Source organism: Massilia haematophila (genome assembly GCF_042647645.1).
Taxonomy (GTDB): Bacteria; Pseudomonadota; Gammaproteobacteria; order Burkholderiales; family Burkholderiaceae_D; genus Telluria; species Telluria haematophila.
Map to the genome: position 1 here is coordinate 2,848,968 of NZ_JBHRVV010000001.1, position 14,260 is coordinate 2,863,227.

10 protein-coding genes are annotated in these 14,260 nt (G+C 69.6%); 6 read left to right on the forward strand and 4 right to left on the reverse strand.

Annotation, left to right across the window (positions count from 1 at the left end):
• Positions 1-12: 12 nt before the first annotated feature.
• Together ACFOPH_RS12695 and imuA are read right to left on the reverse strand one after the other, a co-directional pair.
• Positions 13-1,494, reverse strand: coding sequence for a Y-family DNA polymerase (locus ACFOPH_RS12695; RefSeq protein ID WP_379735592.1), 1,482 nt, complete (start codon positions 1,492-1,494; stop codon positions 13-15).
• Positions 1,424-2,131, reverse strand: a complete 708-nt coding sequence (gene imuA / locus ACFOPH_RS12700; RefSeq protein WP_379735594.1) for a translesion DNA synthesis-associated protein ImuA — start codon at positions 2,129-2,131, stop codon at positions 1,424-1,426. The genes ACFOPH_RS12695 and imuA overlap by 71 nt, the downstream gene beginning before the upstream one ends.
• 256 nt (positions 2,132-2,387) lie before the next feature.
• Between imuA and ACFOPH_RS12705 the strand changes: the two genes are divergently transcribed.
• Positions 2,388-3,632, forward strand: coding sequence for a putative Na+/H+ antiporter (locus ACFOPH_RS12705; protein WP_379735596.1), 1,245 nt, complete (start codon positions 2,388-2,390; stop codon positions 3,630-3,632).
• A gap of 10 nt (positions 3,633-3,642) precedes the next feature.
• Entirely contained in the window at positions 3,643-4,059 is a 417-nt protein-coding gene (gene hepT / locus ACFOPH_RS12710) for a type VII toxin-antitoxin system HepT family RNase toxin (RefSeq protein WP_379735598.1), read from the forward strand.
• A gap of 62 nt (positions 4,060-4,121) precedes the next feature.
• Here the strand turns inward: hepT and ACFOPH_RS12715 are convergent, their stop codons facing one another.
• A complete protein-coding gene (locus ACFOPH_RS12715) occupies positions 4,122-4,760 on the reverse strand; it encodes a phasin family protein (RefSeq protein ID WP_312551938.1) in 639 nt (212 codons plus the stop codon).
• A 394-nt stretch (positions 4,761-5,154) separates the two neighbouring features.
• Between ACFOPH_RS12715 and ACFOPH_RS12720 the strand changes: the two genes are divergently transcribed.
• The 3 genes from ACFOPH_RS12720 to ACFOPH_RS12730 are packed head-to-tail and all read left to right on the forward strand — an operon-like array spanning position 5,155 to position 10,462.
• Positions 5,155-5,763 (forward strand): DUF2760 domain-containing protein, encoded by a 609-nt coding sequence (locus ACFOPH_RS12720; RefSeq protein ID WP_312551939.1) that lies wholly within the window; start codon positions 5,155-5,157, stop codon positions 5,761-5,763.
• Positions 5,760-7,607, forward strand: coding sequence for an Hsp70 family protein (locus ACFOPH_RS12725; protein ID WP_379735601.1), 1,848 nt, complete (start codon positions 5,760-5,762; stop codon positions 7,605-7,607). The genes ACFOPH_RS12720 and ACFOPH_RS12725 overlap by 4 nt, the downstream gene beginning before the upstream one ends.
• The gene (locus ACFOPH_RS12730) at positions 7,604-10,462 is read left to right on the forward strand and encodes an Hsp70 family protein (RefSeq protein ID WP_379735603.1); all 2,859 of its coding nucleotides are present in this window, start codon (positions 7,604-7,606) and stop codon (positions 10,460-10,462) included. Before ACFOPH_RS12725 ends, ACFOPH_RS12730 begins: the two co-directional genes overlap by 4 nt.
• A 184-nt stretch (positions 10,463-10,646) precedes the next feature.
• Here ACFOPH_RS12730 and ACFOPH_RS12735 read toward each other — a convergent pair whose 3' ends face one another.
• On the reverse strand, positions 10,647-12,782 hold the full coding sequence (locus ACFOPH_RS12735; protein ID WP_379735605.1) for an NHL repeat-containing protein: 2,136 nt from the start codon (positions 12,780-12,782) through the stop codon (positions 10,647-10,649).
• Positions 12,783-12,949: 167 nt separating this feature from the next.
• Here ACFOPH_RS12735 and ACFOPH_RS12740 point away from each other — a divergent pair, with 167 nt between their 5' ends.
• Positions 12,950-13,987: an SDR family oxidoreductase gene (locus ACFOPH_RS12740; protein ID WP_379735607.1), complete on the forward strand. Its 1,038-nt coding sequence runs from the start codon at positions 12,950-12,952 to the stop codon at positions 13,985-13,987.
• Positions 13,988-14,260: the final 273 nt, after the last annotated feature.

Genomic DNA, 14,260 nt, shown 5'->3' on the forward strand with positions numbered 1-14,260 from the left:
GTCGCAGAGCGCTCACCCGAACAAGCCATGCAGGAACCACCTCGGCTCCGCATCCTCGCCCGCTCCGACGATGCGCTCCCGGTACACCCAGTACAGCGCATGGTCCTGCCCCTCGGCGATGAAGTAGTCGCGCGTCTGGGTCTGGCTCCACCACCCGGCCTCGATGCGCTCGGGCGTCGAGACCATCCTCAACGGTGAGCCGTAGAACGGCCGGTGGTTGCGCATCAGGAGCGCGATCGGCTTGGCCAGGATCCAGGTCGGGCGCGGCAGGCTGTCGACGTCGGGCGGCATCTGCGATGCACGCTCCTTCTCGCGCACCTTCTGCTGCACCGGAACCCAGCTGTTCGCCACCTCGGGCCGGTAGTCGGCCTGCGGCAGCGCTTGCAGCACGTTCTCGGGGCCGAGGCGCGCGACCAGCAGTTCCAGCATGCGCAGGCGGTCTTCCTCGCTGCCGCCGGGCTCGGGGAACAGCGACTCGCTCGGCGGCGCCATCGGCTGCACTTGGCTGGCGTCGAGCACCAGGGCGATCACGGGGGCGTCGAGCACCAGCTTGGCCAGGCGCTCGCGCAGCAGGCGCACCAGGTGCTCGTCGCGCCAGGTGGGCTCGGCCAGCGCGACCTCGACCGGCGTCGGTGGGCGCGCCACCCTGCCCCGCTCGTGCTCGAGCAGGAGCGTGATGCGCTCGACGGCGAGCTGGTGCGCGCACAGCCAGCCGGTCAATTGCTGCACCAGGCGTTCGGCGCCAAGCAGGCACTCCTCGGCATTCTCGAGCCGGTCGAAGAGTTCGATCTTGGCGTGGAAGCGCGTCGGCGCCGCGATCCATTCGAACAGCTCGGGCGCCATGCCGTAGGCGGCGTCCAGCATGTCGAGCAGTTCGCGCCCGCAGCGCCGCTGCAGGCCGGGACGCGGCAGGCGCCGCATGGCGCCCAGGTCGAAGCAGCCGATGCCTTCGAACCAGGCGGTATAGGGGCGCGCCGGCGGCGGCAGGCTGCTCGGCAAGGCATCAAGCCGGCGCGTGAGCGAAGCGATGCGCAAGACCCGTCCCGCGCGCCGGCGCGCCAGCATCCAGGCGCCGCGCGCGGTGGGCGCGCAGCTGAGCACCCCGCTGAAGCCGAGGGCGCGCAGGCTGGCGCGCACGCGCCGGCACAACGCGCGCACGCCCCCGAACAGGCGCAGGCTGGCGCCGATGTCGATGAGCAAGGTCGATTCCTCGGCAATCGTGACCAGCGGCGTGTACTGCAGCAGCGCCAGCGCCGCCGCGTGCAGGGCCTCGGCTTCGCGCTCGGGGGCGCGCACGTGCAGGCGCGCCTCGGGCATGAGCATCAATACGCCGCCGCGGCGCATGCCGTGGCTTATCCCGGCGGCGCGCGCAGCCGGTGAGGCCGCCAGCACGCGCTCCTGCTCGAGCACGACGCTGCCGGCGTCACTGGACCAGTTCGGGCTGAAGACCTCGAGCGGTAACTGGGGCAGGTGCAGGCCGATCCACAAACGCATGTCGTTGGAGCAAAGAAGGAGTAAGTGGAAGGAACAGGGGCGCGTCGCGCTGCGGCCCCCGGCGCTTGACGAAACCGACCTCGAGCCCGCCGGCGGCCGGCCGCAGCGACAGGCGCAGCGGCGCCGGCGAAGCGTCTTGCGCGGCGGCGAGCGGGCGCATCATGAAAAACAGGGTCTCGCCGCTTTGCGCGGCCAGGTGCAGGCGGCGCAGGCTGTCGCCGCGCACATGGTTGGCCCAGAACAGCAGCGCGCCACAACTGCCGCTGCGCAGCACCTGCTCGGCCGCCCACAGGGCGTCGCTGGTGCGGCTGGCGCGCAGCCAGATCAGCTGCGAGGGCGGCACGCCGAGCGCGGCCAGCGCCAGCGCCTGCGGCGGATGGGGCGGCTGCAGCAGCACGATGCGGCGCGCCGCGACTTCCGCCAGGGCCGGGCGCAGCAGGCGCATTTCGCCGATGCCGCTCTGCTGCAGCAGCAGGTCGACCAGGGTGCCGACCGGCCAGCCGCCGCCCGGCAACTGCTTCGACAGCACAGGGTGGCCGCTGTCGACGCAGCGGGTGCCGGCGCGCGCCAGCTGCGAGGCGCGCCATAGGGATGGGTGCAATTCTTCCGGTGATGAAATTTCTTGTAAGGAAGACATAATGGAGGCAAATGCAAAAGTACTGGATGGATATACAGTACTCGTTCGTTCAGCTTTTGGCAAGATGTGTATATTCTGTCCATGCAGGATTTCACCTTGTGCCGGTGCGCGCCGAGGCCTACGTGCTCTGTTTAGCCATCCTCTTCCATCCGATCCGCATCAAAAGATGAAATAATGGCGCTTCACTGATTATCCACCTGACAATGTTCGTAGATCTCTTTTACTCGCAATACACCGTGGCAGACCGAGGCCAGCCATGACGACGATCCAGCTGGTCGGCGCCATCCTGTTCGCCTGCGCACTCGTCCATACCTTCGCCGCCAAGGGTTTCGAGATCCTGGCCGACCGCCATCCGCGTCATGCCGGACTGTTCCACCTGCTGGGCGAAGTCGAGGTCGTATTCGGCTTCTGGGCCTTCGTCCTGATCGTGGCGATGGCCTTCCTTTCCGGGCCGGACGCGGCCATCGGCTATGCCGAGTCGCGCCACTACACCGAACCGCTGTTCGTCTTCACCGTCATGGTGATCGCCGCCTCGCGCCCCGTGCTCGACGCCGTGCGCGCGCTGCTGCGCACCACGGCGCGCCTGGCGCCGCTGCGCACCGAGGTCATGCTGGCCTGGCTCGGCCTGGCCCTGGTGCCGCTGGCCGGTTCCCTGATCACCGAACCGGCGGCGATGACGCTGGCGGCGCTGATGCTCGCGCCCCAGGTATTCCGCCCCGGCGTACCGGAAGCGCTGAAGTACGGCGCGCTGGGCGTGTTGTTCGTCAATGTCTCGATCGGCGGCACGCTGACCTCCTACGCCGCGCCGCCGGTGCTGATGGTGGCCGGCACCTGGGGCTGGGACAGCGCCTATATGTTCGCCCACTTCGGCTGGCGCGCCGCGGTGGCCGTGTTCATCAACGCCACCGTCATCGTCCTGCTGCTGCGCAAGCACCTGGCGCCGCCCCCTGCCCCGACCGGCGGCGAACAGATCGTGCCGCTCAAGGTCTCGTTGATCCACCTGGGCTTCCTGGCCGCCGTGGTGCTGCTGGCCCACCATCCGGTGCTCTTCCTCGGCCTGTTCATGCTGTTCCTGGGCTTCACCAAGGCCTACGAACGGCACCAGGATCCGCTGATCCTGAAGGAAGGGCTGCTGGTCGGCTTTTTCCTGGCCGGCCTGGTGGTGCTCGGTGGCATGCAGCAATGGTGGCTGCAGCCCATCGTCTCGAGCCTGGGACCGACCGCGCTGTTCTTCGGCGCGCTGGGCCTGACCGCGATCACCGACAATGCCGCCCTCACCTACCTGGGCTCGCTGATCGCCGGCCTGTCCGAACATTCCCAGTACATGCTGGTGGCGGGCGCGGTCGCCGGCGGCGGCCTGACCGTCATCGCCAACGCCCCGAACCCGGCCGGCGCCGCGCTGCTGCGCAACGGCTTCAGCGACGAGTCGATCAACGCGCTCGGCCTGCTGGCCGGCGCGCTGGGGCCGACCGCCGTGGCGGCCCTGCTTTTCCTCATCTGAAGGAGCACACATGGACGACACCGTATTGATCGACAAGACCGGCACCATCGAACGCTGCTGCCGGCGCGCCCGCGAGGAGTACGAGAAGGACCCGACCACGTTTGTGGGCGACATCACGCGCCAGGACGCGGCCACGCTCAACGTGATCCGGGCCTGGGAGGCGACGGTGGAGATGGGGGATTATGTGATTGCCGAGGCCGGGCTGGGCGAGCCGCAGGACGAGCGCGAAGTGATTACCCTGCTGGCCGGGCATGGCTGGATCGATGCGGCGCTGGCCGAAGACCTGAAGCGCACCGGTGAATTCTGCCGCGCCGAATGGGATCACCAGGCCGCACCTTTGCCGGCGCTGGTGACGATCATCAAGCGTGGGCTGGATGATTTCGGTGCCTACAGCCAGGCCTTGCTGGCTGGTGCATCGCAGACATGATGGCGCCGCTTATGGGCGTCCATCCGTCCTGCCGAAGCGGGGTCGGCGAAGCGTGGGCCGGCTCAGTTCGGTTTGCCGGGATTCTTGTTGGCCGCTTGCTGTGCGGACTGTCCTGACTGGCTCTGCACGCTGCCATGGAACGACGCGTTGCCGGCCTGGCTGTCGACCTGCATGCTGGCGCCCGCGCCTTCGCGCTGCGGCTGGGAAGCCGCCTTGGGCTGGGCGCTACCGTTGCCGCGCGGCGCATCGCTCTCGAAGGGATTGCGGAAATTCTTCAGCGCTTCTTCCTGCTTGCGCATGCTGCGGTCGGTTTCCTCCACCGCCGTGCGCGTCACCTCGTCCGCCAGCGCATGGGCGGTACGGGCGGTTTCCTGGACATGCTCCTGGGCGACACGGGCCAGGTCGACCTGGGTGTCGGCGGTAAGACGCGAAAGATGCTGCTGGTAAGAACGCAGCTTGTCCGCGGCCGGCTGGGCGCGGGCAGCGACTTCACTGAACGCATCGCTGCTGTTCTGGGTGGTCAGCAGGCGCTGGTTGGCGATCACGCTTTCCTCGAACATCGCCTGGCCGAGCTGCATATTGGCCTGGCAGATATTCTGGAAAGCGTCGGTCATCGATTTAGACAGGTCGTTGAAAAAAGCAGCCTGGGAATCCAGGTGCATACGGACCGCGGGTGTAACGGATGATGAGAATGGAAACATGGTGTACCTTTTCTTGGTCGGGCCGCCAGCGGCGGCCACGTCGGATGGGAGTGCGGAGCCTGGCGGTGCAGGCGAGGAAGCGGCAACGATGTTTCAGCTCACCGCTCGAATGCAGGATCGCGAAGGGATCCGGCGAAACAGATGACACTATGCGCCTTTCATACCGCGCACGGGACGAAATCCGGATAAGTATTTACGCGCCATAAAATCCGGCAATGTTTCATGGCCTGCCAAGGCCAAGCCCGCGCGTCCACAGCCTCGCCCCGGCGTCCCCGCTGCACATCCCGCTTGTGGTTGCACTGCGCGCTGAACTGATATCATTCGCGTTTTCCGGACCTGGGCTCCCGACGCTGCCTGACAGCGCTCCCGTCCCTTACCCTATAGAACATCAAGAATGAATACACCGACCCAACTGCCTGGCTTCTGGAGCCGGCTGTCCCTTGCCTTCGGCAGCTTCTTCAAGACCGTCGGCGACGCCGAATTCGCCGCGCGCCTGCGCGATGACCAGGTCGGCCCTGTGGCCGCGCCGCCCGCTCCCGCACCTGCTCCCGCACCTGCCCCGATACCCACTCCGGCCCCGGCACCCGCCGCGCCGGTTCCGGCCCCGACCGTGCTGCGCGAAACGACGCCGGAAGCCGCCCTGCAGCTGCTGACCCTGCTGCAGCGCGAAGCGCGCCTGATCGACTTCGCCAACGAGAACCTGGCTGCCTACGCCGACGCCGACATCGGCGCCGCCGCCCGCGTCGTGCACGAAGGCTGCGCCCGCGTGCTGAAGGAACACTTCACGATCCAGCCCGTCCGCAGCGAGGCGGAAGGCGCCCGCGTGACGCTGGAAGAAGGCTTCGATGCCGCCAGCGTGCGCCTGACCGGCAACGTGGTCGGCAAGGCCCCGTTCAAGGGCACGTTGTCGCACCGCGGCTGGCGCGCGACGGATGTCCGTCTTCCCCAGCTGGCGAAAGAACACGACGCCAGCGTGATCGCTCCCGCGGAGGTGGAACTGTGAGCGCCCGTTACGCCATCGGCATCGACCTGGGCACGACCCACAGCGCGCTCTCGTATGTCGACCTGGAACAGAGCGACGGCGAGAAGACCGCGCACGGCGTGCTGCCGGTGCCGCAGCTGACCGCGCCCGGCACCGTCGACGCGCTGCCGCTGCTGCCGTCCTTCCTCTACCTGCCGCATCCGGACGAACTGGCGCCGGGCGAACTGGCCCTGCCATGGAGCGCCGAAGGCGAGACCACCATTGCCGGCGAGATGGCGCGCAGCCGCGGCGCCACCACGCCGATCCGCCTGGTGTCCTCGGCCAAGAGCTGGCTCTCGCACCCGAGCGTGGACCGCCGCGCCGCCATCCTGCCGAGCGATGCGCCGGAAGAAGTCACGCGCGTCTCGCCACTGGAAGCGTCCACGCGCTACCTGCAGCACTTGCGCCGCGCCTGGGACCAGGCGCATCCGGAAGCGCCCTTCGACCAGCAGCAGGTCACCGTCACGATTCCGGCCTCGTTCGACCCGGGCGCGCGCGAACTGACCGCGGAAGCGGCGCGCAACGCCGGCTACACCTCCGCCACCCTGCTGGAAGAACCGCAGGCCGCGCTGTACAGCTGGATCCAGGGCAGCAACGGCGCCTGGCGCAAGCAGGTGAAAGCCGGCGACATCGTGCTGGTGGTCGACGTCGGCGGCGGCACCAGCGACTTTTCGCTGATCGCCATCCTCGAACGCGAAGGCAAGCTGGAGCCGCATCGCGTGGCCGTGGGCGACCACATCCTGCTCGGCGGCGACAACATGGACCTGGCGCTGGCGCACCTGGTCGCGCGCAAGCTGGCCGCCAACGGCACCCAGCTCGACGCCTGGCAGATGCGCGCCCTCACCTACGGCTGCCGTGGCGCCAAGGAACACCTGCTGGCCGACGCGAACGCCACTACCTGGCCGATCGTGGTGCCGAGCCGCGGCTCGAAGCTCATCGGCGGCTCGATCCGCACCGAGCTGACGCGCGAGGAAGTCACGACCTTCATCCTTGATGGTTTCTTCCCGCGCGTGGAAGCGAGCGCCCGTCCTGCCGTGCGTACCCGTGCCGGCCTGACGCAACTCGGCCTGCCTTACGCCCAGGACGCCGCCGTCACCAAGCACCTGGCGGCCTTCCTGGCGCGCCAGGCCGGCGCCACCGCTGAACTGGAAGGCTTCGCTGGCAATGTCAACGCCGACCATACCTTCCTGCATCCGAGCGCGGTGCTGTTCAACGGCGGCGTGTTCAAGTCCGGCATCCTGGCCCAACGCGTGATGGACACCATCAACGACTGGCTCTACATGGAAGGCGCGGAACCGGCGCGCATGCTGGAAGGCGCCGACCTCGACCTGGCCGTTGCCCGCGGCGCGGCCTACTACAGCTATGCGCGGCGCGGCGGCGGCGTGCGCATCCGCGGCGGCACGGCCCGTTCCTACTACGTCGGCGTGGAATCGTCGATGCCGGCGATCCCCGGCATGGAGCCGCCGATCCAGGCCCTGTGCGTGGCGCCCTTCGGCATGGAAGAAGGCAGCGAACTGGAACTGCCGGGCCAGGAATTCGGCCTGGTGGTGGGCGAGCCTGTCCACTTCCGCTTCTTCGGCTCGACCACGCGCCGCCAGGACCAGATCGGCGAGGTGCTCGATTTCTGGGGCCCGGACGAGCTGCAGGAACTGAACGAGATCCAGGCCACGCTGCCGGCCGAGGGCCGCACGCCGGGCGACGTGGTGCAGGTGAAACTGCACGCGCTGGCAACCGAAGCGGGCACGCTGGAGCTGGCGGCATTGTCGCCTGACGGCCAGCGCTGGAAGGTCGAGTTCGACGTTCGTACCGCACCCGAGGCCCAGTGACGCCCTACCTGGTCAGCATCGACCTCGGCACCACGAACACGGTGCTGGCCTACGCCGCACCGGGGGCACAAGAGGTCGAATTGTTCACCATCGAGCAGCTGGTGGCGCCCGGCGAAGTGGCCGGGCAGCCGCTGCTGCCCTCGAACCGCTACCACCCGGCCGAAGGGGAGCTCGCGGCCGGCGAACTGCAGCTGCCCTGGCTGCTGCCCGACGTGGCGGGCGTGGCGCAGGTGGCCGTCGGCCGCCTGGCGCGCAACCTCGGCGCGGCGACGCCGGGCCGGCTGGTAACCAGCGCCAAGAGCTGGCTCTCGCATCCGGGCGTGGACCGCATGGCGCCGATCCTGCCCTGGGGCGCCGAACCCGACGTACCGAAAGTCTCGCCGGTGGCGGCCAGCGCCAGCTACCTGGCCCACCTGCGCGCCAACTGGAACATCCGCTTCCCTGCTCACCCGCTGGAACGGCAGGAACTGGTGCTGACCGTGCCGGCTTCCTTCGACGAAGGCGCGCGCGCCCTCACGCTGGAAGCGGCGAAGCTGGCCGGCCTGCCGCAACTGCGCCTGCTGGAAGAGCCGCAGGCCGCCCTCTACGACTGGTTGTACCGCCACCGCGCCAGCCTGGCGCAGGACCTGGCCGGCACGCGCCTGGTGCTGGTGCTTGATACCGGCGGCGGCACCACCGACTTCAGCCTGGTCAAGGTCGAACTCGTGGACGGCGAACCGGCGCTCACGCGCATCGGCGTCGGCAACCACCTGATCCTCGGCGGCGACAACATGGACCTCGCCCTGGCCCACCTGGTCGAGGCGCGCATGAACGAGGCGGCCGGCGCGGCGGCTGGCAATGCAGCGCCGCGCGAACGCCTGTCGGCGGCGCGCCTGGCCCAGCTGACAGAACGCTGCCGCGCGGCCAAGGAGCAGCTGCTGGCGCCCGACGCGCCGGAGTTTGTCACCGTCACCCTGCTCGGCGCCGGCGCGCGCCTGATCGGCGGCAGCCGCAAGGCCGAACTGCGGCGCGAGGACATCGCGCGCGTGGTGCTGGACGGCTTCTTCCCGCTCAACGAGGCGCAGGAAGAGGCGAAACGCGCCCGCGCCGGCATCGTCGAATTCGGCCTGCCCTACGCCAGCGACCCGGCCGTCACGCGCCACCTGGCGAGCTTCCTGCGCCAGCACGCGGCAGCGGCGCGCGAAGCCCTCGACCTGCCGGAAGACGATACATCCCTGCCGGTGCCGGACACCCTGCTGCTCAACGGCGGCGTGTTCCGCGGCGCCGCGCTGGCCGAACGCCTGGCCGAGGTGCTGGGACGCTGGCGCGGCCAGCCCCTGCGCGTCCTGCACAACGACGATCCCGACGTGGCCGTGGCGCGCGGCGGCGTTGCCTATTCGCTGGCGCGCCAGGGCCAGGCGCCCGCCATCGAAAGCGGCGCGGCGCGCAGCTACTACCTGCTGCTCGAAGGCGAGCGTGGGACGAATGGCCACTTGCGCGCCGTCTGCCTGCTGCCGCGCGGTACGCCGGCCGCCACCGAAGTACAGCTGGCCGATCGTACTTTCGCGCTGCGCCTGGGGCGGCCGGTGCGCTTCCACCTGGTGTCGACGATTGCCGACGCCGGCCAGGCGCCGCAGCCGGGCGCGCTGGTCGACCTGGCGCCGGGCGACGTGGTGCGGCTGCCGCCGATTGCCACCGTGCTGCGCGCGGCGCCCGGCGCGGCGGCGCGCAGCGACGTGCCGGTGCAGCTGGTGACGACGCTGAGCGAAGTCGGCTCCCTCGAGGTGCATTGCGTGGCAGCAGATGGCAGCGGCCAGCGCTGGCAACTCGCCTTCGAGCTGCGCGAAGCCGAGGGCGGCGACCCCGCCGAGACGCCGGAGATCGAGGCCATGCCGGCCAACCTGGATGCTGCCATCGAAAAGATCGACCGCATCTTCGGCACCCGCTCGAAGCAGGTCGACCCGAAGGAAGTGCGCCAGCTGCGCGCCAGCCTGGAACACCTGCTGGGCCGGCGCGAAGGCTGGACCACGCCGCTCTTGCGGCGCCTGTTCGACGCGCTGATGGAGCGCGCCAGGGGCCGGCGCCGCTCGAGCGAGCACGAACGCGCCTGGCTGAACCTGGCCGGTTACTCCCTGCGTCCCGGCTTCGGCCATCCGCTCGACGGCTGGCGCATCGAGCAGTTGTGGGCGATGTTCGAGAACGGCGTCCAGTACCACAAGGAAGGCCAGGTGCGCGCCGAATGGTGGACGCTGTGGCGCCGCGTGGCCGGCGGCCTCGACACCGAAGCCCAGCTGCGCCTGCTCGACGACTTCGCCTTCAACCTGCAGGCCGACGCCTCCGAACGCGGCAAGCGCCCGATCACCCTGGTCGACGGCAGCGAGGACGACATGCTGCGCCTGGGCGCCTCGCTGGAGCGCATCCCGTCGGCCTACAAGGCCGAGATCGGCAACTGGATGATGGAGCAGATCATGGCCATCCCAACCGCAGGCGCGAAGCTCGATGCGAAGACGGCGGCAACCTATACGCGCTACCTGTGGGCCCTGGGCCGCGTCGGCGCGCGCCAGTCCTTCCACGGCAGCGCGCACGAAGTCGCCCCTGCCGAGGTCGCGGAAGAATGGCTGGGCCAGCTCCTGCAGCTGGACTGGAAGAAGGTCGAGCCGGCCGGCTTCGCCGCCGCCCACATCGCGCGCATGACGGGCGACCGTTCGCGCGATATCGCGGAAGCCGTGCGCGAACAGGTGCTGCGGCGCCTGTCGTCGACCGGTGCGCCCGCGACCTGGTCGGCCATGGTGCGCGAGGTGGTGGAACTGGACCAGGCGAGCGAGACCCGGATGCTGGGCGAGGCGCTGCCGCCGGGGCTGAAGCTGCTACGCTGAGCTCCCCTACGGGTCTCAGGCAAGACATTGTTATCGGGACGCACACGTTCGGTGGGTTCGAGAACCCACCCTACGATCGATGCATTCCCGTAGGGTGGGCCGGGCCGCGCAGGACCCCGTGCCCACGCGTTCAAACAGCTCCTGCGCAGCCGCCAACAGTGTTCAAGCATTCGTTGAACGGGTCCTACTCGACCGTCACCGGCAGATCCCGTCCTGCCGTCGCGACCAGGCCCGCATAATCGGCCGCGTGGATGCGCAGGATGTACTCGCCCGGCGCCAGGTCGGCCACCTTCCAGCTCCCCGGCAGCGCCTGTCCGCCCTGCATCGTATTGCTGACCGCATAGGCGAAGCGCGTCACCTTGCTGCCGTAGACCGTGATGCCGCTGCTGTCGGCGTACACCAGCTTCACCGCTTCGCGCTCGCGCGGCAGGCGGTCGTAGACCTGGGTGATCAGGGGCGCTTCGAAGCCCGCCACTGGCGTGCCGTCTGCGTGCAGCACCTGGTAGCCCAGCTTGTAGAGGCCGAGGCGGCGGCGCGCCAGGTTGCCGTCCATCTGGTCGTAGGCGTCGACCACGATGTTGACCTCGCCCTGGGTGCGCGCGACGCGCAGCGGCTGGCCCTTGCGCGCGGGGCGGATGCGCTTGCCCGCGGCGTCGTACAGGGCGATGCCCTGGATGGTCGGGGGAATGGTGTCGCGCAGGCCGACGAAAGGCAGGGTCAGGGGATTCACCACCGCGCCGCCGGGGTAGTAATCCATGTGCACGTGGGCCATCGGGTTGATGGTGCCGAGCGCCTCGCCCACGGCGAAGCGGGTGCCGCGCCGCACCCGCACGCGTTCCGGCTTGCCGTTCGAACCGGCCAGCAGCTGGAAGCGCTCGTCGAGCGCCTTGCCGTTGGCTTCGCGTCCGACCCGCATGTGGATGTAGGAGAAGGGACCCAGGCTCATGCCTTCGCCGAGCGAGCCGAAGCCCCAGTTCGGATAGGGATCGCTGATCTTCGAGGGCAGCACCGCCAGCACGCGCGAACCGATGTCGGCGCGGATGTCCAGGCCGGCGTGGAAGTGGTGGCGGCTTTCGCCGTCGTAGCTGCCGCGCACCTCGCCCATCACGCCGACCACCTCGTGCACTTCCTGCTGCGGGCCGACCGGCCAGGGCATGGGTTCGCTGCGCGTGAACGCGGCAGCCCGTATCGGTGTCGCAGGCTCTCCCTGTTTCGGTTCGGCCAGGGAAAACACGCGCAGCGCCTGGCCGTCGGCCACGACCAGGCTGCCGTCGCGGCGCACCGCGATGCCGCGCGGCGCGTACAGGCGCACCGTGCCGTCGCTGCCGTAGCTGGCCTCGGGCGGACGATCAATGTCCGTCAGCGCGTGCGAGGTGCCGTCGGGTGCGATCTGGACGATGCGCCCGCCCGCGCCGCTGCTCACGTACAGGTAGCCGTCGCCGGTCAGCGCCAGCCCGCTCGGGCGGCGCAGCACCGGCTGCGGATCGTTCTCGATCGGCTTGGCGATGGTCGCGACCATGCCGTCCGCATCGATGCGGCGCACCGCGTCGTTGCCGGTGTCGGCGACGTAGAGCACGCCCTTCTTGTCGACCGCGACGGCGGTCGGGGTGTCGAAGCCGGCCACGGAAGCCATGCCGTCGCCGGCGCCCGGCAGGCCGTTGCCGGCCACGGTGGTGACGCTGCCGTCCGGGGCGATGCGGCGGATGCGGTCGTTGTAGGTGTCGGCGACATAGACGTTGCCCTCCTTGTCGACCGCCAGGCCCACCGGGCCGTTGAAGCGCGCGGCGCGTCCCAGGCCATCCTGGTAGCCGGGCTGGCCGTCGCCGGCGAGCGTGCTCACGCTGCCGTCGGGCGCGATTCTACGGATCGCGTGGTTGCCGGTATCGGCCACGTAGAGGTTGCCTTTGCGGTCCAGCGCCAGCGCCGACGGGGTGTGGAAGGCGGCGGCCGTGCCCACGCCGTCGGCGAAGCCCTCGCGCCCGCCGGCAAAGGTCGAGACCGCGCCATCCGGGGCGATGCGGCGGATGCGGTTGCTGTCGCCGGCGTCGGCGACGTAGGCATTCCCCTGCAGGTCGAGCGCCACGCCGAATGGGTCGCTGAAGCGGCTGGCGGCGGCCGCGCCGTCGACGACGCCGTTGCCGCCGTCGCCTGCGAGCGGCGTCACGCGCGCCGTCCAGGCGGGTTTGGTCGGCGCCTCGGCCGCCAGCCAGAGTGCGCGCCGCGGGGCGCCTTCCTGCCCGCCGCCGCTGAAGTACAGGGCCGCGCCGCCGGCCAGGATGCCGGCGCCCGCCAGCGCCGCGATGATCGTTATTCGTTTCACTGTCACTACCCGGATTTGCTCAGCCCGGGAGTCTAACCGATCGGCCGGGTTCGCATCGGCGCGGCATTTCAAACGTATGCCGCCCGCCGGCCGGAATCGCTACCATCGGTTACAGCCGCCGTGACCGCCAGGTCGCGGCCTTCCACTACTCCCCGCCAGGAGCGCACATGGATTCGAACAACAGGAAGCCGGCCGAGGAGCCGCAAGCCTCGCGCCGGCGCTTCGTCGGCACCGTCGCCACCGGTCTTGCCGCGACGGCCGCCGCATCGACAACCTTGCCCGCGGCTGCCCAGCAGGACGCAGCGGCCGGCCAGCCGCCCGCCGGACGCGCGCGCGACGCCGCCGCACGCTATCCGAGGCCGCCCTTCCCCAACCAGTCGCAACCCTGGCCCGGCCTGGCCGGCAAGATGACGCCGCGGCCCGACCACGGCGAGACCACCTACCGCGGCAGCGGGCGCCTGGCGGGACGCCGCGCGCTCGTCACCGGCGGCGACTCGGGCATCGGCCGCGCGGCCGTGATCGCCTTTGCGCGCGAGGGCGCGGACGTGGCCATCAATTACCTGCCGGCCGAGGAGGCGGATGCGCGCGAGGTCGTGAAGCTGATCCAGGACGCGGGCCGCAAGGCGGTGGCGATCCCGGGCGATATCCGCGACGAGGCCTTCTGCCGCAAGCTGGTCGACGAGGCGGTGCGCCAGCTCGGCGGACTGGACATCGTGGTCAACAACGCGGCGCGCCAGCACTCGACCGATTCCATCCTCGACCTCACCACCGAGCAGTTCGACTGGACCTTCAAGACCAACGTGTATGCGATGTTCTGGATCACCAAGGCGGCCGTGCCGCACCTGAAGCCGGGCAGCTGCATCATCAACACCGCCTCGGTGCAGGCCTACAGCCCTTCTCCCAACCTGCTCGACTATGCACAGACCAAGGCGGCCCAGGTGGCCTTCACCAAGTCGCTCGCCAAGCAGCTGGGCAAGAAAGGCATCCGCGTGAACGCGATCGCGCCGGGGCCGATCTGGACGCCGCTGCAGGTGTCGGGCGGGCAGACCCAGGAAAACCTGAAGAAATTCGGGGAGGATTCGCCGCTGGGCCGGCCGGGCCAGCCGGCCGAACTGGCGCTGGCCTTCGTGACGCTGGCGGCGGACGAGTCGAGCTATACGACCGGGCAGGTGTACGGCGTGGCGGGGGGAGCGGGCAATCCCTGAGTGGAAGCATTTCCGGCCGCGCGGGACCAAGGGTCCTGGCGCGGCATCTTGACGCCGGCGGCGCTGGCGATCAGCGGCGGCGCAGCAGGCGTGCGAACAGCGCCGGGATCGAACGGGTCGGGATCAGTTTGCCCAGTGGGCCAGCATAGTTGCAGCGGGATGTGACAGTCATCTTTATGGCCTCCGAAACATTACTTGGCAGAATAACCATACGGCTGAGTTCCTTCTGTGCGCCAGCTCGCATAGCGCGACCATAGGGTCCCATACCCGCAT